Raw genomic sequence first — 21,408 nt, forward strand, 5'->3', positions numbered from 1 at the left:
CACTAGCGTCTGATTTGCTCCAGGGCGGCCAGCAGCGGCAGCGCCGCGTCGGCGATGCGCTCCAGGCTGGCTTCGCGCAGGGCGGCGGTGTCTACCGTGTGGCCGGAGTCCAGCCCCGCCCAGCGCAGTAGCGCCGAACATGCGGCGGGCGTATCGAACATGCCGTGCAAATAGCTGCCCAGGATTTGCCCGTCGCCCGATACGGCCCCTTCCGGTCGTCCATCGATCATGAACGCCGGCTGCCGCAGGGCGGCGCCCTGCGAGACGCCCATGTGGATTTCGTAGCCGGCTACGGGTGCGCCGGCCGCGCCGGCAAAGACGCAGTGCCCGGCCACCTGTTGCAGGCGTTTTTCCGCCGTCAGTTCAGTCATCATGTCGAGCAATCCCAGCGCCGTTGACTCTCCCGCTGCGCCTTCCACTCCCAGCGGGTCGTGTACGGACTGCCCCAGCATCTGGAAGCCGCCGCAGATACCCAGCACCTTGCCGCCGTAGCGCAGGTGCTTCGCCAGATAGGCGGGCCAGCCCTGCTGCTGCAGCCAGGCCAGGTCACCGCGCGTGTTCTTGCTGCCGGGCAGAATCACCAGGTCGGCAGGCGGAATCGGCTGTCCTTGCTGGATGAATTGCAGGTCGATGCCGGGGTGGGCGCGCAGCGCATCGACATCCGTGTGGTTGCTGATGCGCGGCAGTTGCGGCACCACCACCTTGAAGGCGCCGCGTTCTGCCTGCATCGCTTCCACGGCATCTTCCGCGTCTAGGAACAGGCCTTGCAGATAGGGCAGCACGGCCAGCACGGGCTTGCCCGTCTGCTGCTCCAGCCAGTCGATGCCGGGTTGCAGCAGCGAGACGTCGCCGCGGAAGCGGTTGATGACAAAGCCGAGGATGCGCGCGCGCTCGCTGTCGGACAGACAGGCCAGGGTGCCGATGATGTGGGCGAAGACGCCGCCCCGGTCAATGTCGGCCACCAGGATCACGGGGCAGTCGACGGCTTCGGCAAAGCCCATGTTGGCAATGTCGCGCGCGCGCAGGTTGACTTCGGCGGGGCTGCCCGCGCCTTCGACGACGACAGCGTCGTACTGCTGGCGCAGTCGCGCGTACGACTCCAGCACGGCACCCATGGCGATGGTCTTGTATTGCTGGTAGTCGCGCGCATCCATTTCGGCGCGCACCCTGCCATGGATGATCACTTGCGCGCCCGTGTTCGACGACGGCTTCAGCAGCACCGGATTCATGTCCGTGTGCGGCGCAATGCCGCAGGCCAGTGCCTGCAAAGCCTGGGCGCGGCCGATTTCTCCGCCGTCCGCCGTCACGGCGCTATTCAATGCCATGTTTTGCGGCTTGAACGGCGCGACAGTCACGCCACGGCGCTTCAATAGTCGGCACAGGGCCGCGACGACGGTGCTCTTGCCCGCGTCGGACGTCGTGCCTTGCACCATCAGGGCGGGGAAGGGGCTTTTCATGGTTGTCGCTCCTGCCACTGCGCGACGATATCGCTGATCTGGCGTAAGCCCTCTGTGATGGCGGCCGGACCGGGAGAAAGAATGTCGGGCGACTTGATTTCGAACAGCATCTGGTTCTGTACGGCGGGAATCGCGTTCCAGCCCGGGCGTGCCGCCAGTTGGGCGGCTTGGAATTTCTTGCCGCACCAGCTGGCGATGACGATGTCGGGCGCGCGCCGCACCACGGCCAAAGGATCGGCGATGATGCGCTCCCTGGCGCCAGCATGGGCGGACAATTCCGGGAAGGCGTCAGTGCCGCCAGCGATGCCGATCAATTCCGCTGCCCAGCCGATGCCGCTCATCAGGGGATCGTTCCACTCTTCAAAGTAAATCACCGGCTTGCGCGCCCAGGAGGCGGCGCGGGCTTGGACGGCGGCGATGTCGGCGCGCAGGCTGGCGATCAGTACACGGCCCGCTTCCTCGCGCTGCACCAGCGCGGCCAGCACGCCGATCATGCGCAGGATGCCGTCCACCGTGCGCTGGTTGAACTGATGGACTTCGATGCCGGCCTTGACGAGGTCACGGCAGATATCAGCCTGCATGTCGCTAAAGCCGATCACCAGGTCGGGCCGGATGGCCAGGATGCGCTCCAGGTTCGCGGACGAAAAGCCGCTGATCTTGGTTTTTTCCTCGCGCGCCCGTGGCGGACGCACGGTGAAGCCGGAAATGCCAGCGATAACGTCTTCCGCACCCAGCGCATACAGTGTCTCCACGGCTTCCGTCGACAGACAGGCGATGCGTTGGTAGTGACTCATTGAGCAGCTTTGGTACGGCGCTTGCGGGCCACTTCCAGCTGCTCGCACATGGCGACCGTACCTTCGATCATGCGCGGGCCGGCGCGGTTCAGCAGGTCGCCATTCAGGCGGAACAGGTTATTCTTGCGCACGGCAGTCATGGAGGGGAAGGCACGCCACATGCTCAGGCCGCCTTCGCTGCGCGGATCGCTTTTTTCGCTGGTGCCGAAAATGACCTCCGGGTCTTCCTGCAGTACGCCTTCCGGCGTGACGACGGGTGCCACCACCTTCATCCCGGCAAACACATTCTGGCCGCCGCACACGCGCATGGAGTCGCTGATGATGCTCGCGCCGCTCAAGGTGTACAAGGGTTTATCCCACACCTGGTAAAACACGCGCACGGGCGGACGCTGCGCGTATTGCGCCGTCAGGCTGGCCAGCTTGGCGCGCAGCAGGGCGGCGGCCGGTTTGGCGGTTTTTTCCGTGCCCATCAGCTGGCCCAGGCGCTCCATGCTGTCGGGGATATCGGCCAGTTTGCGCGGCTCGCTGTGATAGATGGGCACCTTCAGCTGGCGCAGCATGGCGATCTGGCGCTCGGCGCTGCCATGCATCCAGACGACGATCAGGTCCGGTTTCATGGCGATGATGCGCTCCATGTCGTACTGGCGGTTGTCGCCCACTTGCGTGATCTTCTTTGCCGCTTCCGGGTAGTCGCTATAGCTGACGACACCGGTGATCTTGTCGCCGCCACCGGCCGCGAACAGCAGTTCCGTCACATGCGGCGCCAGCGCCAGGATGCGCTGCGCCGGTTTTTCCACGGTGACGGTATTGCCGTCGTCGTCGCGCACGGTGATGGCGGCATGCGCCTGCAGCGAGATCAGTCCGGCCAGCAGCAATGTGGTTTTCAAGTGGTTCATGTGTGATTCCATGTGGTGAGGGTCTGCTGCAGGCGCAGCCAGGCGTGTTCGTCGGGGGGCAGGCCCAGGCGGATGCCATGAGCGGCGTGGCGGAACAGGCGCACCCAGATGCCTGATTCTGCCATGTGGCGCCAGAATGTCTCGGCGCGTTCTTCTGGCCACCACTGAAAAAGCGCCGTGCCGCTGCTGGGGATACTGTGCGCGACCAATAGCTGGTGCAGGCGGGCGCCTTCGCCGCGCAGGCGTTCTCGCATTTCCGCCTGCCAGTGCGTATCGCTCAAGGCTGCCAGCGCCACGTGTTGTGCCGGGCCGCTGACACTCCACGGTCCCAGCATGTCGGCCAGCTGGGCCAGCAGCGCAGCATGGGCGGCGACAAAGCCCAGGCGCAGTCCCGCCAGGCCAAAGAATTTGCCGATGGAGCGCAGCACGATCAGACCTGGTCGATGCGTGTGCGGACCCAGGCTGGCTTGCATTTCCGTGTCGCCAAACGCTTCATCGACAACCAGCCAGCCGCCGCGCGCAGCCAGCTTGCCGGCCCAGTCCAGCAATATCTCGGGCGCGATGCGCTCGCCCGTGGGGTTGTTCGGGTTACAGATGACCAGCACGTCGCAGTGGTCGACGGCATCGGCCAGCTGCGCATACGGCACTTGGCATAATGCGTGGCCGTGCTGGCCCCAGTGGTGCGCATGTTCCGCATACGATGGTGCGGCCACCACCACGCGTGACGGTGGTCGCAGCCGGGGCAGGGCCTGGATGGCGGCCTGCGTGCCAGCAACCGGCAGCATGGCTGGCGCGTCGTAATACGCGCAGGCGGCGGCCGCCAGCGCGGGATCGGCTTCCGGCAGCCGATGCCAGGCATTGGCATCAGGCGCTGGCGCTACATACCAGTGCGGGTTGATACCGGTTGACAGGTCGATCCAGTCGGCGATTGGTCGTCCATACTCGCGCGCGGCGTCGCGCAGATTGCCGCCATGTTCAAGCAAGGTATTTCCCCCGCAGGTAGTACAGACCGGCCAGCAGCGCCACCCAGATTAGCCACAGCACGGCCGTTTCGGCCACCAGGCGCCAGGCGCGGTCGATATCGCGCGCTTCGGCGGGACGGCCGGCACCCAGCGGCGGGCGGCGTTCCAGCTTGCCGTCGTAGATGGCGTCGCCACCCAAGGCCAGGCCGAGGGCGCCGGCGCCGCTGGCCATCACGGGCCCCGCGTTTGGGCTGCCCCAGTCGGGGGCCTGGCTGCGCCAGCAGTGCCAGGCGCGCTGCTTGTCCGCCATGGTCTTGCCCAGCAAGACATAGGACAGGGCCGTCAGGCGCGCCGGCAGGTAATTGAGGATATCGTCGATGCGCGCAGCGCAGCAGCCGAACCAGTCATAGCGCGCAGTGCGGTAGCCCCACATGGCGTCGAGCGTATTCGCCAGGCGGAACAGCACGGCGCCGGGGCCGCCCGCCACGGCAAACCAGAACAGGGTGCCGAAGACGGCGTCGTTGCCGTTTTCCAGCAAGGATTCCGTGCTGGCCTTGGCCAGGCTGGCCGCGTCGGCGTTGGCCGTGTCGCGGCTGACGATGCGCGCCGTCAGCAGGCGCGCGTTGTCCAGGTCATCGATGGCCAGGGCATCGGCGATCGGTTGATTGTGGTCGCGCAGGCTGCGCAAGCCCAGGCACAGATATAGCAGGAAGACATGCAGGGCCGCACCGGCCAGGCCGCACAGCCAGTAGGCGGCATAGCTGATCGGCAGCACGGCCAGCAGCCACGCCAGCGCGCCGCGCAGGAAACGCCCATGGCCCTGGTTCAGCAGGCGTTCGAGCGCGCTGGCGAGGCGGCCAAAGCCCACCAGCGGATGCCAGCGGCGCGTCTCGCCCAGGATCAGATCGAGCAGTACGCCGGCCGTCATCAGGCCTGCCAGCATAGACAGCGACAAGCCACTCAGCATGGGGCGCCTTTCAGGTACAGCGGCAGGCCGGCGGCGACAAACGCGGCCCTGTCGCAGATGGCCGCTACGGCCTGGTTCAGACGGCCCGCTTCATCCGTGAAGCAGCGCGAGATGGCGCCGTAGGGCACAATGCCCATGCCCACTTCGTTCGATACCAGCACGATGTCGCAGCCGGTATCGCCGATTTCGGCCAGCGCGTACAGCAGGTGCGCGCGCTCGCTGTGGAACAGTTCGGGCAGGGCGATGTCGCCCACGTCCGGATACGTCTCGCCGGTGGAAAACATCAGATTCGTCAGCCACAGGGTCAGGCAGTCAACCAGCAGCAGGCGGCCGGGCCGTGCTTCCCGCAGGATGGCGTCGCCCAGGCGCAGCGGTTCTTCCAGGGTGGCCCACTCGGCCGGACGCTGTACCCGGTGATGCGCGATGCGCGTGGCCATTTCGCCGTCGCCCGCCTGCGCGGTGGCGATATAGACGACTTCCTTGCCCGACTCGCGGGCCAGCTTTTCCGCATAGGCGCTCTTGCCGGAACGGGCGCCGCCGAAGACCAGGATGCGCGTCATGGCACTGTTACCACTCGGTGCCGATTTGTGCGCCGATGCCGGCCGCGTACGCATGTTTGACGACGGCCATCTCGGTGACGGTGTCGGCGATTGCGATCAGTTCGTCCGGTGCGCCGCGGCCCGTGATGACCACGTGCTGCATGGCCGGGCGTTCCAGCAGGTCGGCGATGACCTTGTGCACGTCGAGGTAGTTGTATTTGAGGGCGATATTGAGTTCGTCGAACAGCACCAGGCCGTAGCTGGGGTCGGCCAGGAAGGTCTTCGCCTGCTCCCATGCCAGTTCGGCCTTTTCGATGTCACGTTCGCGGTTCTGCGTTTCCCAGGTATAGCCTTCGCCCATCGCATGAAAACTGATTTCGTCGGGGAAGCGGCGCAGGAATTTTTCCTCGCCCGTCGACATGGCACCCTTGATGAACTGCACCACGCCCACTTTCATCCCGTGGCCCATGGCACGGATGGCCATGCCGAAGCCGCTCGAACTCTTGCCCTTGCCATTGCCCGTGTTGACGATGATGATGCCGATTTCCTTGTCGGCCTTGGCAATGGCTGCGTCGATGATGGCCTTTTTTCTCTCCATGCGCACGCGGTGGCGTTCGTTTATGGCTGCGGCTTGCGCATCGACGGGTTTGTTGTCGCTCATGTTTAATCCTCTTTCGGTATGAATATCTTGCGTTTGCCGTGGGCGATGATCTCGATCGGGTGGCCCAGGTAGTCGCTCAGGATGGATGCCTGCATCACCTCGGCCACGGGGCCGGCCAGCCAGCCGCCGTCGCCCATCAGCAGCAGCGCATGGGTCGAGACGCTGTGCGCCAGGTTCAGATCATGCCCCACCATCACCACGGTTTTATTCTGTTCGCGGCACAGTTTCGACAGCAGGCCCATGACGCTGACCTGGTGCGCCAGGTCCAGTGCATTGGCTGGTTCGTCGAGCAGCAGCAGGGGCGTATCCTGCGCCAGCATGGCTGCAATCGCCACGCGCTGGCGTTCGCCGCCGGACAGGCTGCGCACGTCGCGTTCGGCCAGCTGCTCCACTTCCATCGAGGCCAGCGCCGCCAGGGCGATGCGCTGGTCGTCGCTGCCTTCCCAGTAATGGTTGTCGTGATACGGGTGGCGCGCCGACAGCACGGTTTCGATGACGCGGTACGAGAACGCGTCATGCCGCGCTTGCGCCAGGAAGGCTCGTTCGCGCGCTAGCTCATCGAGCGGCCAGTCGATCAGGGCGCGGCCCTGTATCGTCACATGGCCCGCATCCGGTTCGCGCAAGCCTGCCAGGGTGCGCAGCAAGGTGCTCTTGCCCGCGCCATTGCGGCCGATCACGCTCCAGCATTCGCCATCCTTGATGTGCCAGATGAGGTTTTCCACGAGGGAGCGCGTGCCTGCCTTCAGGCCGAGTTGGTAAGTACGTATCATGTGCGGCGCAATCGGTGCAGTTGGTACAGGAAGACGGGCGCGCCGATCATGGCTGTCACCACGCCGACGGGCAACTGCAAGGGCGCAAGCACGGTGCGCGCCAAGGTATCGGCCAGTACCAGGAAGGTACCGCCGGCCAGTGCGGCCGCCGGTATCAGCAGGCGATGATCGGGGCCGCAGGCGAAGCGCAGCGCATGCGGCACGATCAGGCCGACAAAACCCACGCTGCCGGCGCTGGTGACGGCGCTGGCCGTGAGCAGGCCGGAACAGAAGAACAGGCCCTTGCGCAGCGCGCCCACGCGCACGCCCAGTGTGCTGGCTGCTTCCGCGTGCAGGGCCATGACGTTCAGCGAACGCGCGCAGCGCAGTGCAAAGACCATGGCGCCGGCCAGGACCAGCCAGGGCATCAGCCGCGCGGGCGCACCGGACAGGTCGCCGATCATCCAGAACACCATGCTGCGCAAGCGGCTTTCCGGGGCGATGGAAAGCATCAGGGTGACGATGGCCATGCAGGCCGAAGCCAGGATCACGCCCGTCAGCAGCAAGAGCGAGGCGCCGCCTTCGGCAGCCGTGCCGCCGCGCAGGTCGCGGCGGGCAAACAGATACAGCAGCATGGACACGCCGACGGCGCCTGCAAAGGCGGCCGCGTCGACCACCCACAGCGCGCACATGAACAGCAGCGCGGCCAGCGCGCCCACGGAGGCGCCAGCGGAAATGCCCAGCACATACGGGTCGGCCAGGGGATTGCGCAGCAGGGCCTGCATCATCAGGCCCGCCAGCGACAGTGCCGCGCCCGTGACAAAGGCGGTCAGCGCGCGGCCCAGGCGCAGGTCGAGCAGGGTGGCGGCGAGGGTATCGGTCTTGCCCTGTATTACATGGAACAGGGCGGAAGGCAGGTCGGCGAGCGGAATCGCGATCGAACCGATCATGCCGGAGAAAATCAGGCTGGCAACGGCGCACACGACCAGCACCGTGAGGATCACGGTGGCGCGGTGGCGCATGTTGCGGAAAAATGGGTGCATGTACTGCCTTAAAATCGGGAACTGCAGAACTGCAGAACTGCAACTGCGGGCGGTGACAACGATGCCATCGCCCGCAGTTTACATCATAGCCATGTGCTTATTTCATGCCGTAGCGTATGCCGACGAAGACTTTCGAACCTGGTGTCGCGTAGAAGCGGGCCAGTTCATAGTCTTTATTGGCGATGTTGTTCCAGCGTGCCAGCATCGACCAGTCGCGGGCGAACTGGTAGGTGGCGTACAGATTGACCAGGCCATAGCCGCCCAGGACATTCTTGTTGGCGGCATCGTCGTAGCGTTTGCCAGACAGCTGCCATTCGGCGCCCGAGGTCAGCGCGCCCAGCGTGTAGTCAACAGCGAAGTTGGCGTGCTGCTTGGCACGGCGCTGCAGCTGCTTGTCCTTGGTTTCGTCGCGTGGGTCTTGCAGGTCTATGTTGCCGCTGACATTGAAGGCGCCGAACTTGCGGCTGGCTGCCAGGGTCACTCCTTCGAGCAGGGCTTTGTTGACGTTGTAGGCGCAACCATAGCTGCCGTTGAACAGCGGGTCCGGGCATGGCGTGGTGTTGACCAGCAGGTCTGTGACCTTGTTATGGTAGTAGGTCGCGCTGGCTTGCGATACGCCGTCGTTGTAGTGCAGGCCAAATTCCGCATTGCGGCCAGTTTCCGGCTTGTTCGATGCCAGGCCGTAGCCGGGGTAGTACAGCTCATTGAAGGTCGGTGCGCGGAAGCTGGTGCCATAGCTGGCGTTTGCGCGCAGCGCATTGCTGATGCGGTAGCCGTAGGCGATGCTGCCCGTGTTGTGCGAGCCGAATGCCGAGTTGTCGTCGCGGCGGCCGCTGATATTAAACAGGTGCGCGCCGCGCACCATGTTGTATGCCGCTGCGTAGGACTTGGTATTGCGTGCGCCCGTCACTTCCGGCGTGCTGCTCGACATGACGTCTTCATCGCGGTAGCTGGCCAGCAGTTGCAGATTGTCGCGGCCGATACGGATGTCGTTCTGCCAGGTGATGTCGGTCTGCTTGGTGTCGATCTGGCTTTTGCCATACGATGCCGCGCTGCTGTCATCGCCCGACTTGTCGCGTGCTTCCGCGTAGCGCAATTCGCTGGTCCAGTTGGGCAGGAATTCGTTCTTCGTGAAGACGGAGACGTTTTGCAGTTTCTGGTTGCTGCGCGCATCGTAACCTGGGCCGGCGTCGTACTGGGCTTTCAGTTCGCTATTCAGGAATACCAGGCCGACTTCATGGCCTTTGGCCATCTGATAGCCGAATTGGCCGCTGACGCTTTCCTTTTCGTAGCCGTCCTTGTCCGGGTTGTAGGTGAACGAAGAGGCGCCCAGCTTGGAAGCGGAGTAGCCATCCGATTTTTCCTTGCCTGCTGCCAGTGCGTAGCTGAAGCTGTTCACTCCACCCGTCGAGCCGGCAACGCTGGCTTCAGCCTGGCGCGTGTTGTTGCTGCCGTAACCAGCGAAAGCGGAAAAGCGCGTGGCGCCGTCGCCTTTCTTGGTGAAGATCTGTATGACGCCCCCGATGGCATCGGCGCCATACATGGTGCTTAATGGACCATAGACGATTTCAACACGGTCGATGCTCGACAGGGGCAGAGCGCTCCAGTTGGCCGTGCCCAGGGTGGACGAACCGATGCGCACGCCGTCGACCAGGACGATATTCTGATTGCTGTTCGCGCCGCGGATGAACACGCTGGCCGAGGTGCCTGCGCCGCCGTTGCGGCTCACTTCAATACCGCGCTGCTTTTGCAGCAGGTCGACCAGCGAGCCAGCACCAGAACGCGCGATGTCTTCCGCGCTGATGGTCTGCGTATCGCTCAACACTTCGCTCAGGTGCTGTGGATAGCGGTTGGCGGTGACGACGATGGGGTCGAAGGTGTCCGGCGTGGATTGAGCGAAAGCGGCTGGTGCGGCAATAGCTAGCGCGAGCGACGTGAGCGCCGCGTGGCGGGAAACAGCATGGGTCATGATAATTTTCAGTTAGTAATATGCAACCAGCCGACGTCCCCGTAGGCCAGATTGAACAGAAGTGGGAACTGACGATGACGATCGAAGATGGCTAGCAGCCATTCGGATCGCGAACATCCCCGTTCGCACACTTCCACCTGTCCTGGCCGGTATCCGGGCTGGCAAGTACGGCTATCCCACCTTCCCATGCTTGATAATTGCGGCACAGTGGTTGTCAGAGATAGCTAGTCGACCGCTTCCTGTCGGGAGTGGCGACACTTGCTTACCGTTGCGGGGGCAGCACACGTTCGCCGCGGTTGCGGCATCGTGTTTCCCGTTTAACTGCGCTCATGGACATGAGCGCGAGCACCAAAACCCGGTCATTATACGTGCAGTGGGCGTAGACTGAAATGTCTGGCTGGACGATTCGATATCAGAAATCGACGACGACCGTCGCACCATAGGCGATTTTGTGGGCCGAATGAGCGGCCAGAAGGGCAGTTTCTTCCAATGGCAGCCGGGCTTGCAATGCTGACAGCAGGCGGATGGTGCCCGCATGGCAGATGATGACGGCTGTTTCGTGTTTTTCGCGCAACAGATCGCCTAAAAACGCATTGACGCGGGTGGCCATCGCCAGCACATTCTCGCCGCCGCCGGGACGGTAGTGGGCCAGGTCGGCAGCCCAGGCATCGATGTCCGCGCGCGCAATCGCGTGCCAGGGCTGCATTTCCCAGGCACCGAAATCCATCTCCGCCAGCCGCGCGTCGAAGTGCAGGGCGCTGGCAGGCAAGTCTTGCGCCAAGGCTGCCGCCAGGTCGGCGCAGCGGCGCAGCGGACTGGCGTAGAGCGGGACGCCGGTCGGCAAAGTGGCTTGCAGGCTGGCGCGCACCGTGGTTATTTCTTGCGGTGCCACCGCCACATCGCTGCAGCCATAGCAGGTGCTGCTGGTCACTTGCGGCGTGGGGTGGCGGACGAGGATCAGGCGCATGCTGTTAATAGAAGCGTGTGGGTGGTTGGAAGCTGGACAGGATGGCCAGATAGACCGCCACTTCCGCCAATTGCTGCACGGCGCCGAGGCAGTCGCCCGTATAGCCTTGCAGGCGGTGCTGGCACTTTCGGCCCAGCCAGAAAGCGGCAGCTGCCGCCGCCACGACGGCAAAGGCCAGCGCGGCCCAGTAAAATATCCCCAAGGCGCCGCAGACGATGGCGGGCAGCAGGCCGCAGGTAGCGGCAATGACGAATTCACTGGTGCTCATCTCTTGCGCCATTGGCTTGGACTTGCCTTCGTCGCGCGCATAGTCCATGAGCCAGATCAGGGAAACGGCGGCCAGTCGTGAAAGTGGATGGGCGATGAATAAGGTCGCCACCACCGTGGCAGGTGGCAGCGATGCGAGGGCCGCACACTTGATGGCCAGCAGGCTGAGAATGCCGATGGCGCCATACGCGCCGATGCGCGAATCCTTCATGATTTCCAGCACCCGTTCGCGCGTCATGCCGCCGCCAAAGCCATCGCACATGTCAGCGAAGCCGTCTTCATGGAAGGCGCCCGTCAGATAAATGCCTGCGGCGACGGCCAGCAGCACGGCCACTGGTGCTGGCAGGAGCGAGCTGGCTACCAGATACACGGCGCCACTGATAGCTGCCACCACCACGCCCACCAGGGGGAAGTAGCGCGAGGCGTGCTGCAGCCAGTCCGGCTCGAAACCCACCCAGCGCGGGATGGGCAGACGCGTGAAGAACTGCAGCGCAATGAAGAACAGGCGGCACTGGTGGACTGCGGCGGAAACGGGATTGGTCATGATCTTAGTCTGGCGTGGACTTTTCGCTGACCTGGGCCGAGGCGAAGGTCGCCATCTCGCGCATGAAGTTGACGGCTGCGTGCAGCAGCGGCAAGGCCAGAGCCGAACCCGTGCCTTCACCGAGGCGCAAATCGAGGTGCAGCAGCGGACGCGCGCCCAGGCTGGCCAGCAGCTGGCGGTGGCCGTTTTCATCGGAGCAGTGCGAAAACACGCAGTAATCGAGGATGGCAGGCTGCAGCCGCGCCGCCACCAGCAGGGCGCTGCTGACGATGAATCCATCTATCAGCAAAATCATGCGCCGCTCGGCTGCTTTGAGCATGGCGCCGGCCATCATGGCGATTTCGAAACCACCGAAGGTGGCCAGTATGTCGAGTGGCTCATTGACTGCCGCGTGATGCGCGATGGCAGCTTCGATCACATGCTGTTTGTGTAGTATGCCTTCCTTTGACAGGCCGGTACCGGCGCCCACGCACTCGGCGACAGGCGTTTGCGTAAGCTTGTGCATCAGGGCGGCAGCAGCGGTGGTGTTGCCGATGCCCATCTCGCCAAAGCCCAGCACATTGCCGTCGAGCGTGGCGACCAGGTCCATCCCGGCCTGCATGGCGGCCATGCATTGTTCCTGGCTCATGGCGGGTTCGTTGGCAAAGTTGCGGGTGCCGGGACCCTGCTTGCGATCAAGCAAGCCGTCGCGCGGGCCGAAATCATGGTTCACGCCAGCATCAACTATATAGAGGGCGCAATCGGACTGGCGGGCAAAGACGTTAATGGCTGCGCCATTGCCGAGGAAGTTTTCCACCATTTGCCAGGTCACGCTTTGTGGATAGGCGGAAATGCCTTCGGCGACCACGCCATGGTCGGCCGCGAAAACGATGATGGCAGGCTGGCGCAATGCTAGTTGCGCGCTTTGCTGGATCAGGCCGATCTGGCGGGCCAGGGTTTCTAATAGGCCCAGACTGCCCAGCGGCTTGGTCTTGCTATTGATGGCGTGTTCGAGTGCGCTGGCCAGTACGGGATTGGCGGTGGGGGTGATGTGTGGGATAGGCATGGCAGTCAAGGTGGATGTGGCAGGGTATTTCCGGCGCTACGATATCACACAGCAATATTTGCTCAGCTGCAAAATAGCCCTTGCGGGGCGTGCGGGGCAGGGCTATAATTCGCCCCCTCGCTGAACGACGCATGCAAATGCCGAGTAAAGTGAGAAAAGTTTTTAAGTGCAATGCGCTGAAAAACGGGGTTGACGAAATGGCCGAAACGCTTCATACTCTTCCTTCTTCGCAGCTGACAAACACAACGCTTTGTCGATAGCGCGAAAGCAGTACCGAATACCGTTCTTTAACAATTAACAGTCGATAAGTGTGGGCATTTGATGTAAGTGCAGCAGTGATCTTCGGATCGCTGTAAAACTTAAAATATCAAATGTTCACAAGAAATAATGAAATAGGATACTTCTTCGGAAGTAGCCTGTCAGTTTTTTGAGTGAGCGACCCGTCGCAAGACGGTGCCAATAAAATGGCAAAGTAACAGAGATTAAACTGAAGAGTTTGATCCTGGCTCAGATTGAACGCTGGCGGCATGCCTTACACATGCAAGTCGAACGGCAGCACGGAGCTTGCTCTGGTGGCGAGTGGCGAACGGGTGAGTAATATATCGGAACGTACCCTAGAGTGGGGGATAACGTAGCGAAAGTTACGCTAATACCGCATACGATCTAAGGATGAAAGTGGGGGATCGCAAGACCTCATGCTCGTGGAGCGGCCGATATCTGATTAGCTAGTTGGTAGGGTAAAAGCCTACCAAGGCATCGATCAGTAGCTGGTCTGAGAGGACGACCAGCCACACTGGAACTGAGACACGGTCCAGACTCCTACGGGAGGCAGCAGTGGGGAATTTTGGACAATGGGCGAAAGCCTGATCCAGCAATGCCGCGTGAGTGAAGAAGGCCTTCGGGTTGTAAAGCTCTTTTGTCAGGGAAGAAACGGTGAGAGCTAATATCTCTTGCTAATGACGGTACCTGAAGAATAAGCACCGGCTAACTACGTGCCAGCAGCCGCGGTAATACGTAGGGTGCAAGCGTTAATCGGAATTACTGGGCGTAAAGCGTGCGCAGGCGGTTTTGTAAGTCTGATGTGAAATCCCCGGGCTCAACCTGGGAATTGCATTGGAGACTGCAAGGCTAGAATCTGGCAGAGGGGGGTAGAATTCCACGTGTAGCAGTGAAATGCGTAGATATGTGGAGGAACACCGATGGCGAAGGCAGCCCCCTGGGTCAAGATTGACGCTCATGCACGAAAGCGTGGGGAGCAAACAGGATTAGATACCCTGGTAGTCCACGCCCTAAACGATGTCTACTAGTTGTCGGGTCTTAATTGACTTGGTAACGCAGCTAACGCGTGAAGTAGACCGCCTGGGGAGTACGGTCGCAAGATTAAAACTCAAAGGAATTGACGGGGACCCGCACAAGCGGTGGATGATGTGGATTAATTCGATGCAACGCGAAAAACCTTACCTACCCTTGACATGGCTGGAATCCCGGAGAGATTTGGGAGTGCTCGAAAGAGAACCAGTACACAGGTGCTGCATGGCTGTCGTCAGCTCGTGTCGTGAGATGTTGGGTTAAGTCCCGCAACGAGCGCAACCCTTGTCATTAGTTGCTACGAAAGGGCACTCTAATGAGACTGCCGGTGACAAACCGGAGGAAGGTGGGGATGACGTCAAGTCCTCATGGCCCTTATGGGTAGGGCTTCACACGTCATACAATGGTACATACAGAGCGCCGCCAACCCGCGAGGGGGAGCTAATCGCAGAAAGTGTATCGTAGTCCGGATTGTAGTCTGCAACTCGACTGCATGAAGTTGGAATCGCTAGTAATCGCGGATCAGCATGTCGCGGTGAATACGTTCCCGGGTCTTGTACACACCGCCCGTCACACCATGGGAGCGGGTTTTACCAGAAGTAGGTAGCTTAACCGCAAGGAGGGCGCTTACCACGGTAGGATTCGTGACTGGGGTGAAGTCGTAACAAGGTAGCCGTATCGGAAGGTGCGGCTGGATCACCTCCTTTCTAGAGTTTGCACGAATCAGTAATGATTCACGCATCAAATGTTCACACTTATCGGCTGTTTAATTAAGAAGAAACAGTAGTCGTAGTAGTTCCGCGTTGGGGCTGTAGCTCAGCTGGTTAGAGCACCGTGTTGATAACGCGGGGGTCGTTGGTTCGAGTCCAACCAGCCCTACCAGTAAAAACAGACCCGGGGGTAAGGTGGACACTAGTCCAGCCAGACCTGCCAGTATGTAATACCCACAGGGGGATTAGCTCAGCTGGGAGAGCACCTGCTTTGCAAGCAGGGGGTCGTCGGTTCGATCCCGTCATCCTCCACCAAGTTTTACTCGAAAGTGCAAACGTAAGCCAGTCAACAAGACTTGGGTTTAGGTTTGATCTTTTAGCGATCAAAGCTGTTTCGTTCTTTAACAATCTGGAAGAAGTAAAGATTATTTATTGATTGGTTTGCCGTAAAAAGCAAATCGATGGGTAATGATTGTATGTATCAACAAACAAGCAACAACGTTGTACTTTCTTATCCCTGTAGCGCTCTTTCATTATGCAAATGATGAGAGGCTAACGTTATAGGGACAAGCGAATAAGTGCACATGGTGGATGCCTTGGCGATTACAGGCGATGAAGGACGTAGTAGCTTGCGATAAGCTGCGGGGAGTGAGCAAACACACTTTGATCCGCAGATTTCCGAATGGGGCAACCCACCCTTTTAGGGTATTGCATACTGAATACATAGGTATGCAAGGCGAACGCGGCGAACTGAAACATCTAAGTAGCTGCAGGAAAAGAAATCAACCGAGATTCCCAAAGTAGCGGCGAGCGAAATGGGAAGAGCCTGTACGTGATAGTCGGACCGATAACAGAATCCTCTGGAAATAGGAGCCATAGTGGGTGATAGCCCCGTATGTGAAATTGGACCGGTGATACTAAGCGTACGACAAGTAGGGCGGGACACGTGACATCCTGTCTGAATATGGGGGGACCATCCTCCAAGGCTAAATACTCGTAATCGACCGATAGTGAACCAGTACCGTGAGGGAAAGGCGAAAAGAACCCCGGAAGGGGAGTGAAATAGATCCTGAAACCGTGTGCATACAAACAGTAGGAGCGGACTTGTTCCGTGACTGCGTACCTTTTGTATAATGGGTCAGCGACTTACATTCAGTGGCAAGGTTAACCGCATAGGGAAGCCGTAGAGAAATCGAGTCCGAATAGGGCGATCAGTCGCTGGGTGTAGACCCGAAACCAAGTGATCTACTCATGGCCAGGATGAAGGTGCGGTAACACGCCCTGGAGGTCCGAACCCACTAATGTTGAAAAATTAGGGGATGAGCTGTGGGTAGGGGTGAAAGGCTAAACAAACTTGGAAATAGCTGGTTCTCTCCGAAAACTATTTAGGTAGTGCCTCAAGTATCACCATCGGGGGTAGAGCACTGTTATGGCTAGGGGGTCATTGCGACTTACCAAACCATTGCAAACTCCGAATACCGATGAGTGCGAGCTTGGGAGACAGACGTCGGGTGCTAACGTCCGGCGTCAAGAGGGAAACAACCCAGACCGCCAGCTAAGGTCCCAAAGATTGGCTAAGTGGAAAACGAAGTGGGAAGGCTAAAACAGTCAGGATGTTGGCTTAGAAGCAGCCATCATTTAAAGAAAGCGTAATAGCTCACTGATCGAGTCGTCCTGCGCGGAAGATGTAACGGGGCTAAGCCAGTCACCGAAGCTGCGGATATATAGCAATATATATGGTAGGAGAGCGTTCTGTAAGCCTGCGAAGGTGTCTTGTAAAGGATGCTGGAGGTATCAGAAGTGCGAATGCTGACATGAGTAGCGATAATGGGGGTGAAAAGCCTCCACGCCGTAAGCCCAAGGTTTCCTGTTCAACGTTCATCGGAGCAGGGTGAGTCGGCCCCTAAGGCGAGGCAGAGATGCGTAGCTGATGGGAAGCAGGTTAATATTCCTGCACCGTCGTATGATGCGATGGGGGGACGGATCGCGGAAGGTTGTCTGACTGTTGGAATAGTCAGTTTCTGTCTCATAGAAGGCGCTTAGGCAAATCCGGGCGCGGAATTCAAGGGGATGGGACGAGTGAACTTGTTCACGAAGCAATCGGAAGTGGTTCCAAGAAAAGCCTCTAAGCTTCAGTCATACGAGACCGTACCGCAAACCGACACAGGTGGGCGAGATGAGTATTCTAAGGCGCTTGAGAGAACTCGGGAGAAGGAACTCGGCAAATTGGTACCGTAACTTCGGGAAAAGGTACGCCCCGGTAGCTTGATTGGTTTACTCCATGAGGGTGAAAGGGTTGCAATAAACTGGTGGCTGCGACTGTTTAATAAAAACACAGCACTCTGCAAACACGAAAGTGGACGTATAGGGTGTGACGCCTGCCCGGTGCTGGAAGATTAAATGATGGGGTGCAAGCTCTTGATTGAAGTCCCAGTAAACGGCGGCCGTAACTATAACGGTCCTAAGGTAGCGAAATTCCTTGTCGGGTAAGTTCCGACCTGCACGAATGGCGTAACGATGGCCACACTGTCTCCTCCCGAGACTCAGCGAAGTTGAAATGTTTGTGATGATGCAATCTACCCGCGGCTAGACGGAAAGACCCCATGAACCTTTACTGTAGCTTTGCATTGGACTTTGAACCAATCTGTGTAGGATAGGTGGGAGGCTTTGAAGCGGGGACGCTAGTTCTCGTGGAGCCAACCTTGAAATACCACCCTGGTTTGTTTGAGGTTCTAACCTTGGTCCGTTATCCGGATCGGGGACAGTGCATGGTAGGCAGTTTGACTGGGGCGGTCTCCTCCTAAAGTGTAACGGAGGAGTTCGAAGGTACGCTAGATACGGTCGGACATCGTGTTGATAGTGCAATGGCATAAGCGTGCTTAACTGCGAGACTGACAAGTCGAGCAGGTACGAAAGTAGGACATAGTGATCCGGTGGTTCTGTATGGAAGGGCCATCGCTCAACGGATAAAAGGTACTCTGGGGATAACAGGCTGATTCCTCCCAAGAGTTCATATCGACGGGGGAGTTTGGCACCTCGATGTCGGCTCATCACATCCTGGGGCTGTAGCCGGTCCCAAGGGTATGGCTGTTCGCCATTTAAAGTGGTACGTGAGCTGGGTTTAAAACGTCGTGAGACAGTTTGGTCCCTATCTGCCGTGGGCGTTGGAAATTTGAAGGGGGCTGCTCCTAGTACGAGAGGACCGGAGTGGACGAACCTCTGGTGTACCGGTTGTCACGCCAGTGGCATTGCCGGGTAGCTAAGTTCGGAAGAGATAACCGCTGAAAGCATCTAAGCGGGAAACTTGCCTTGAGATGAGATTTCCCAGAGCCTTGAGCTCTTTGAAGGGTCGTTCGAGACCAGGACGTTGATAGGCTGGGTGTGGAAGTGCAGTAATGCATTAAGCTAACCAGTACTAATTGCCCGTACGGCTTGTCCCTATAACCTTAGCAGGTACAGAGGATAAGACGGTACAACGTTGTGAGTTTGTTGATACTACTATTCATTACCCCAATCTTTGCTTCTTCCAGATTCAGGCTTTGTCGCTCAATTGAGGACAAATGCCAGTACAAGTTATGCCTGATGACCATAGCAAGTTGGTCCCACCCCTTCCCATCCCGAACAGGACCGTGAAACAACTTTGCGCCGATGATAGTGCTGCAACCAGTGTGAAAGTAGGTTATCGTCAGGCTTGTTATTCGCAGTAGAAGAAAACCCCACCGGACTCCGGTGGGGTTTTTTTTCGTCTGCTGCTTTTGTTTTGCATTCTTCAATTCTTCCAACAATGTGCCTATCTGGAGCCGAAGGGGCCTGCGCTCGATTCGGCCGTGAATGGCTATGCCGATTATCTGCTCAAGCCATTTTCGCTGCTGGAATTGGAAATCCGCCTGAAAGCCTTGCTGCGCCGCGCGCGGGTAAATGACGGCCGCCGCCGTGCTAGCCGTGGATGAGCTGCATTTCGAAGGATCGGCTACATCATCCTGAAGTGCCTGATGAGCGAAGCACCCAAGTTGGCGCCGCGCGAGATGCTCGGATCGAGGCCAGAAAGCCAGACGCCAGAATAAGAGCATTTTTACGAGTCACGGATTAGTCCCGATTAATAGTAGAGTGGGTCGAAGCCTTGGCCAATCAGGATCGGCTCTACATCGCCCTGCAGCTTATTGATAACATCAACAGTCACGTTCAAAAGCTTGCCGTTCCTAAAATCGTTTTCGCTGAAGAGGGACAGCCACTTGCGGGCGTTCAGCGCAGACTGGTTATTGCTGTACAGGTCCACCTCTCGCTGGGTATCCAGATTTCCGGTGAAGACGCGGGATGCCGCGACTTTTTCCACAATGGTTTTCGAATCGCTACCCTGTGCCGCGTTGACGACCGAGAAAGCGAGATCCGCAAGGGTCAAGGCCCCGGTTTCCAGGTGATGTGACCAGAATTCCACCCCCCCCCTTTTCCGCGTCACGGTTGAACAGATGCTGGTACAGCGAATTGACGACTTCCATCGAGGTAGAGTTGCCGTACATACTACGGTATTCGGCACTGTTGCCAAAGTTGTTAATCATCGCAGTAGCATCGCCACCAGTGCGGTTGGTGGCGTCCACCCAATATTGCAGACCAGCAGTATCAGCTGGACGGCCAAAATACGCGAGATAGCCCTTAATGATTGCGTCGGAGGCAGGATCATTAAGCTGTGAGTAAAGCGGCAATTTCGCTTCCTGCTGGATCGCAGCATCAACGACACCATCGGCGTATGCCCAGGAACCGAAAGCCGACTTCATGTGTTCGGGTGTATCAATTCCGTACTGCAGGACCAGTTCCAGCATGTTCTGCAGTATTTCCTTCGAGGTCACGACCTTGTTCGTGGCAAAAAGGTCCGAGCCGAGCGCGACCGAACTAAGGGCGCCGTTGTAACACACTTTGAGTGCGTCAAAGTTGGTGCTTATCGCGACATCTTTGACCACCACGCCGGTATTGCTGATGGTGTCGGTATGTTGCGTGAACGGATTGTCCTTCTCGCCCCGCACGTAAGTGATCGAACCATGTTTTTTTAAATTCGTGTCCATGTGCGCTCGATATGGAACCATGTTGCCGTCGAATTTGTACGGTTCAATATTGCTATAGTTAATGGTCAGCGAGATAAACGGCAGGCTACCAGACGACAAAGTGTGCCCATCTTCGGGATTGTTTTTTAATACTTTAACAGCGATTTCCAGACTCGACCTATCGAGAGAAGCCAGCGAGGTCGAGCCAGGATTAGCGATTTCATCACGCAACATCATGACGATTGGATGTTGGGCGAGAGGACCAGATTTCCAACCGTCAAAACCGTATTGTTCAATGTAGTCAGCCAAAGTTTTTATTACATCTCCTATTGTGTTGTTTACTTTGTTATTACTGCTACCGCAGCATAATTAAGATTGCCGAGTTAACTAGATTACTCATTTAATAAGTGCCATACGGAATTAGAACACATTTATTGGCAAGTGACAGCAGTTTGAATGAAGCAGCCTGGATTGCCGTATGCGACGGTCTTGCGGCTGGCAGCGCCTGGTGTTGCAGGGTTCATACAACGCGAGAGCTATCGGCTGAGTCGCAGTGAGGAATATCGTTGCCCCCGAAGTCCGATTGCTGCCCGTTCCCGACGACATTCATGCCCTGTGCTTGGCAGGAGCTGGCACGATTCCCTGGATTCGCGGCTAACGCCTGACCAGATTTGTCCGTACGGTTGTAGAACGTGCGCGAAGACGAAGTACAGCTTCCGCTGCTTGTATTGATGCTGCCATTTTTGCAGCTGGCGTACACGCTCCCGTTATTGTCGTTGGACGCGTTAACCCATCGACCCGCGCCGTGCGATATCGCTGTATTGTAGCTATTGCAGGATGCGGAGCTAGATCAATAGACCGTAGTTGCCGAGCAACCTGCAGGCGGTGACATACAGTTTTCCGACTGGAAGGCCCAGCTCCCTTTATTGCAAGAATAGACGGCATTTCCGGAGCCAGGGCTAATGCTGATATTTGCGGTTTGAGCATGCTGTGTGTATGGCACGCTGGCCCTCGCTTTTATCGTTTTATGGGTTTGCGCTTCGCTGCCTGGGGCCTTCATCGCCAATCGCCAATTGCTTGATCACGCCGATCATGTCGCTTACATAAGGCGGCCAGGTGGCCTTGCCACAGCAGGACAGCGCCGATGAATTGGGAATGCTGGTACGCACTTTTGCTGTACGTAAGGCGGAGTTGAGCGAAGTTGGTGATCGCGAATGCTTTTTTAGGGGCGATGTCAGTCATGAACTGCGCACGCCGCTGAGCGTGATCAAGGGCGCGGCGGAAATCCTGATGACGCAAGGCGCGTAAGCACCGCTGGTACGCTCCGCTTCCGGGCGCATCTACTTGGCTGCGCGCGGAACCGGGATTCATTGCCCGCCGCCTGGCGGCAGCGTGCTGCGGATTGATTTCATCTAAGCCTGCTTTTTGCATTTACTTAACGAAAAATGAATGCCCTGTCGACGCGTAATTCATGCGGGCACTTGTAAGGTGAGG

Annotated in this window: 17 protein-coding genes, 2 tRNA genes, 3 rRNA genes and 1 riboswitch; of the genes, 7 read left to right on the plus strand and 15 right to left on the minus strand. The window is 58.9% G+C overall.

The features are described 5' to 3' along the window. Positions 1-2: 2 nt before the first annotated feature. The 13 genes from CLU92_RS24305 to cobT all read right to left on the minus strand — a co-directional run bounded on the left by CLU92_RS24305 (position 3) and on the right by cobT (position 12,860). Positions 3-1,457 carry a cobyric acid synthase gene (locus CLU92_RS24305; protein WP_101483951.1) on the minus strand — a complete coding sequence of 485 codons (1,455 nt, stop codon included), beginning with the start codon at positions 1,455-1,457 and terminating at the stop codon, positions 3-5. Continuing rightward, positions 1,454-2,251, minus strand: coding sequence for an ABC transporter substrate-binding protein (locus CLU92_RS24310; RefSeq protein ID WP_101483952.1), 798 nt, complete (start codon positions 2,249-2,251; stop codon positions 1,454-1,456). Before CLU92_RS24310 ends, CLU92_RS24305 begins: the two co-directional genes overlap by 4 nt. Then, complete coding sequence (locus CLU92_RS24315; protein ID WP_101483953.1) at positions 2,248-3,147, minus strand: cobalamin-binding protein; 900 nt, start codon at positions 3,145-3,147, stop codon at positions 2,248-2,250. Before CLU92_RS24315 ends, CLU92_RS24310 begins: the two co-directional genes overlap by 4 nt. Beyond that, positions 3,144-4,130, minus strand: coding sequence for a threonine-phosphate decarboxylase CobD (gene cobD, locus CLU92_RS24320; protein ID WP_101483954.1), 987 nt, complete (start codon positions 4,128-4,130; stop codon positions 3,144-3,146). The genes CLU92_RS24315 and cobD overlap by 4 nt, the downstream gene beginning before the upstream one ends. Continuing rightward, on the minus strand, positions 4,123-5,076 hold the full coding sequence (gene cbiB, locus CLU92_RS24325; protein ID WP_101483955.1) for an adenosylcobinamide-phosphate synthase CbiB: 954 nt from the start codon (positions 5,074-5,076) through the stop codon (positions 4,123-4,125). The genes cobD and cbiB overlap by 8 nt, the downstream gene beginning before the upstream one ends. After that, positions 5,070-5,636, minus strand: coding sequence for a bifunctional adenosylcobinamide kinase/adenosylcobinamide-phosphate guanylyltransferase (gene cobU, locus CLU92_RS24330; RefSeq protein ID WP_101483956.1), 567 nt, complete (start codon positions 5,634-5,636; stop codon positions 5,070-5,072). The genes cbiB and cobU overlap by 7 nt, the downstream gene beginning before the upstream one ends. A 7-nt stretch (positions 5,637-5,643) precedes the next feature. Beyond that, entirely contained in the window at positions 5,644-6,276 is a 633-nt protein-coding gene (gene cobO / locus CLU92_RS24335) for a cob(I)yrinic acid a,c-diamide adenosyltransferase (protein WP_101483957.1), read from the minus strand. Positions 6,277-6,278: 2 nt separating this feature from the next. Further along, positions 6,279-7,046, minus strand: coding sequence for an ABC transporter ATP-binding protein (locus CLU92_RS24340; RefSeq protein WP_101483958.1), 768 nt, complete (start codon positions 7,044-7,046; stop codon positions 6,279-6,281). Beyond that, positions 7,043-8,068 (minus strand): iron ABC transporter permease, encoded by a 1,026-nt coding sequence (locus tag CLU92_RS24345; protein WP_101483959.1) that lies wholly within the window; start codon positions 8,066-8,068, stop codon positions 7,043-7,045. The genes CLU92_RS24340 and CLU92_RS24345 overlap by 4 nt, the downstream gene beginning before the upstream one ends. A gap of 97 nt (positions 8,069-8,165) precedes the next feature. Beyond that, positions 8,166-10,037, minus strand: coding sequence for a TonB-dependent receptor domain-containing protein (locus CLU92_RS24350; RefSeq protein ID WP_101483960.1), 1,872 nt, complete (start codon positions 10,035-10,037; stop codon positions 8,166-8,168). A gap of 126 nt (positions 10,038-10,163) precedes the next feature. Further along, a riboswitch (cobalamin riboswitch) is annotated at positions 10,164-10,405 on the minus strand. A gap of 44 nt (positions 10,406-10,449) precedes the next feature. Beyond that, positions 10,450-11,004, minus strand: coding sequence for a histidine phosphatase family protein (locus CLU92_RS24355; RefSeq protein WP_101483961.1), 555 nt, complete (start codon positions 11,002-11,004; stop codon positions 10,450-10,452). A 4-nt stretch (positions 11,005-11,008) separates the two neighbouring features. Beyond that, positions 11,009-11,815: an adenosylcobinamide-GDP ribazoletransferase gene (locus tag CLU92_RS24360; RefSeq protein WP_101483962.1), complete on the minus strand. Its 807-nt coding sequence runs from the start codon at positions 11,813-11,815 to the stop codon at positions 11,009-11,011. A 4-nt stretch (positions 11,816-11,819) separates the two neighbouring features. Next, positions 11,820-12,860 (minus strand): nicotinate-nucleotide--dimethylbenzimidazole phosphoribosyltransferase, encoded by a 1,041-nt coding sequence (cobT, locus tag CLU92_RS24365; RefSeq protein ID WP_101483963.1) that lies wholly within the window; start codon positions 12,858-12,860, stop codon positions 11,820-11,822. 484 nt (positions 12,861-13,344) lie between these two features. Between cobT and CLU92_RS24370 the strand changes: the two genes are divergently transcribed. The 6 genes from CLU92_RS24370 (at position 13,345) to CLU92_RS28350 (ending at position 18,828) form a co-directional block, all read left to right on the plus strand. Further along, positions 13,345-14,875: ribosomal RNA gene (locus tag CLU92_RS24370) — 16S ribosomal RNA — on the plus strand. Between the two features lie 98 nt (positions 14,876-14,973). After that, positions 14,974-15,050, plus strand: a tRNA-Ile gene (locus tag CLU92_RS24375). A gap of 67 nt (positions 15,051-15,117) precedes the next feature. Continuing rightward, positions 15,118-15,193, plus strand: a tRNA-Ala gene (locus CLU92_RS24380). Between the two features lie 249 nt (positions 15,194-15,442). After that, positions 15,443-18,318 (plus strand): 23S ribosomal RNA (locus CLU92_RS24385). Positions 18,319-18,456: 138 nt separating this feature from the next. After that, a 5S ribosomal RNA gene (rrf, locus tag CLU92_RS24390) occupies positions 18,457-18,569 on the plus strand. Together the 16S, 23S and 5S rRNA genes with 2 tRNA genes alongside form the textbook arrangement of a ribosomal RNA operon. Before the next feature lie 136 nt (positions 18,570-18,705). Next, positions 18,706-18,828, plus strand: coding sequence for a hypothetical protein (locus CLU92_RS28350; protein WP_257561676.1), 123 nt, complete (start codon positions 18,706-18,708; stop codon positions 18,826-18,828). Between the two features lie 146 nt (positions 18,829-18,974). Here the strand turns inward: CLU92_RS28350 and CLU92_RS24395 are convergent, their stop codons facing one another. Both CLU92_RS24395 and CLU92_RS24400 read right to left on the minus strand, forming a co-directional pair. Then, positions 18,975-19,277: a hypothetical protein gene (locus CLU92_RS24395; protein WP_101483964.1), complete on the minus strand. Its 303-nt coding sequence runs from the start codon at positions 19,275-19,277 to the stop codon at positions 18,975-18,977. Continuing rightward, on the minus strand, positions 19,228-20,223 hold the full coding sequence (locus CLU92_RS24400) for a hypothetical protein (RefSeq protein WP_143452641.1): 996 nt from the start codon (positions 20,221-20,223) through the stop codon (positions 19,228-19,230). Before CLU92_RS24400 ends, CLU92_RS24395 begins: the two co-directional genes overlap by 50 nt. Before the next feature lie 807 nt (positions 20,224-21,030). Between CLU92_RS24400 and CLU92_RS24405 the strand changes: the two genes are divergently transcribed. Next, positions 21,031-21,222 carry a histidine kinase dimerization/phospho-acceptor domain-containing protein gene (locus tag CLU92_RS24405; protein WP_243857847.1) on the plus strand — a complete coding sequence of 64 codons (192 nt, stop codon included), beginning with the start codon at positions 21,031-21,033 and terminating at the stop codon, positions 21,220-21,222. The last annotated feature ends 186 nt before the right edge of the window (positions 21,223-21,408 follow it).

The sequence above is a fragment of the Janthinobacterium sp. 61 genome (assembly GCF_002846335.1).
In the GTDB taxonomy this organism is placed as follows: domain Bacteria; phylum Pseudomonadota; class Gammaproteobacteria; order Burkholderiales; family Burkholderiaceae_D; genus Janthinobacterium.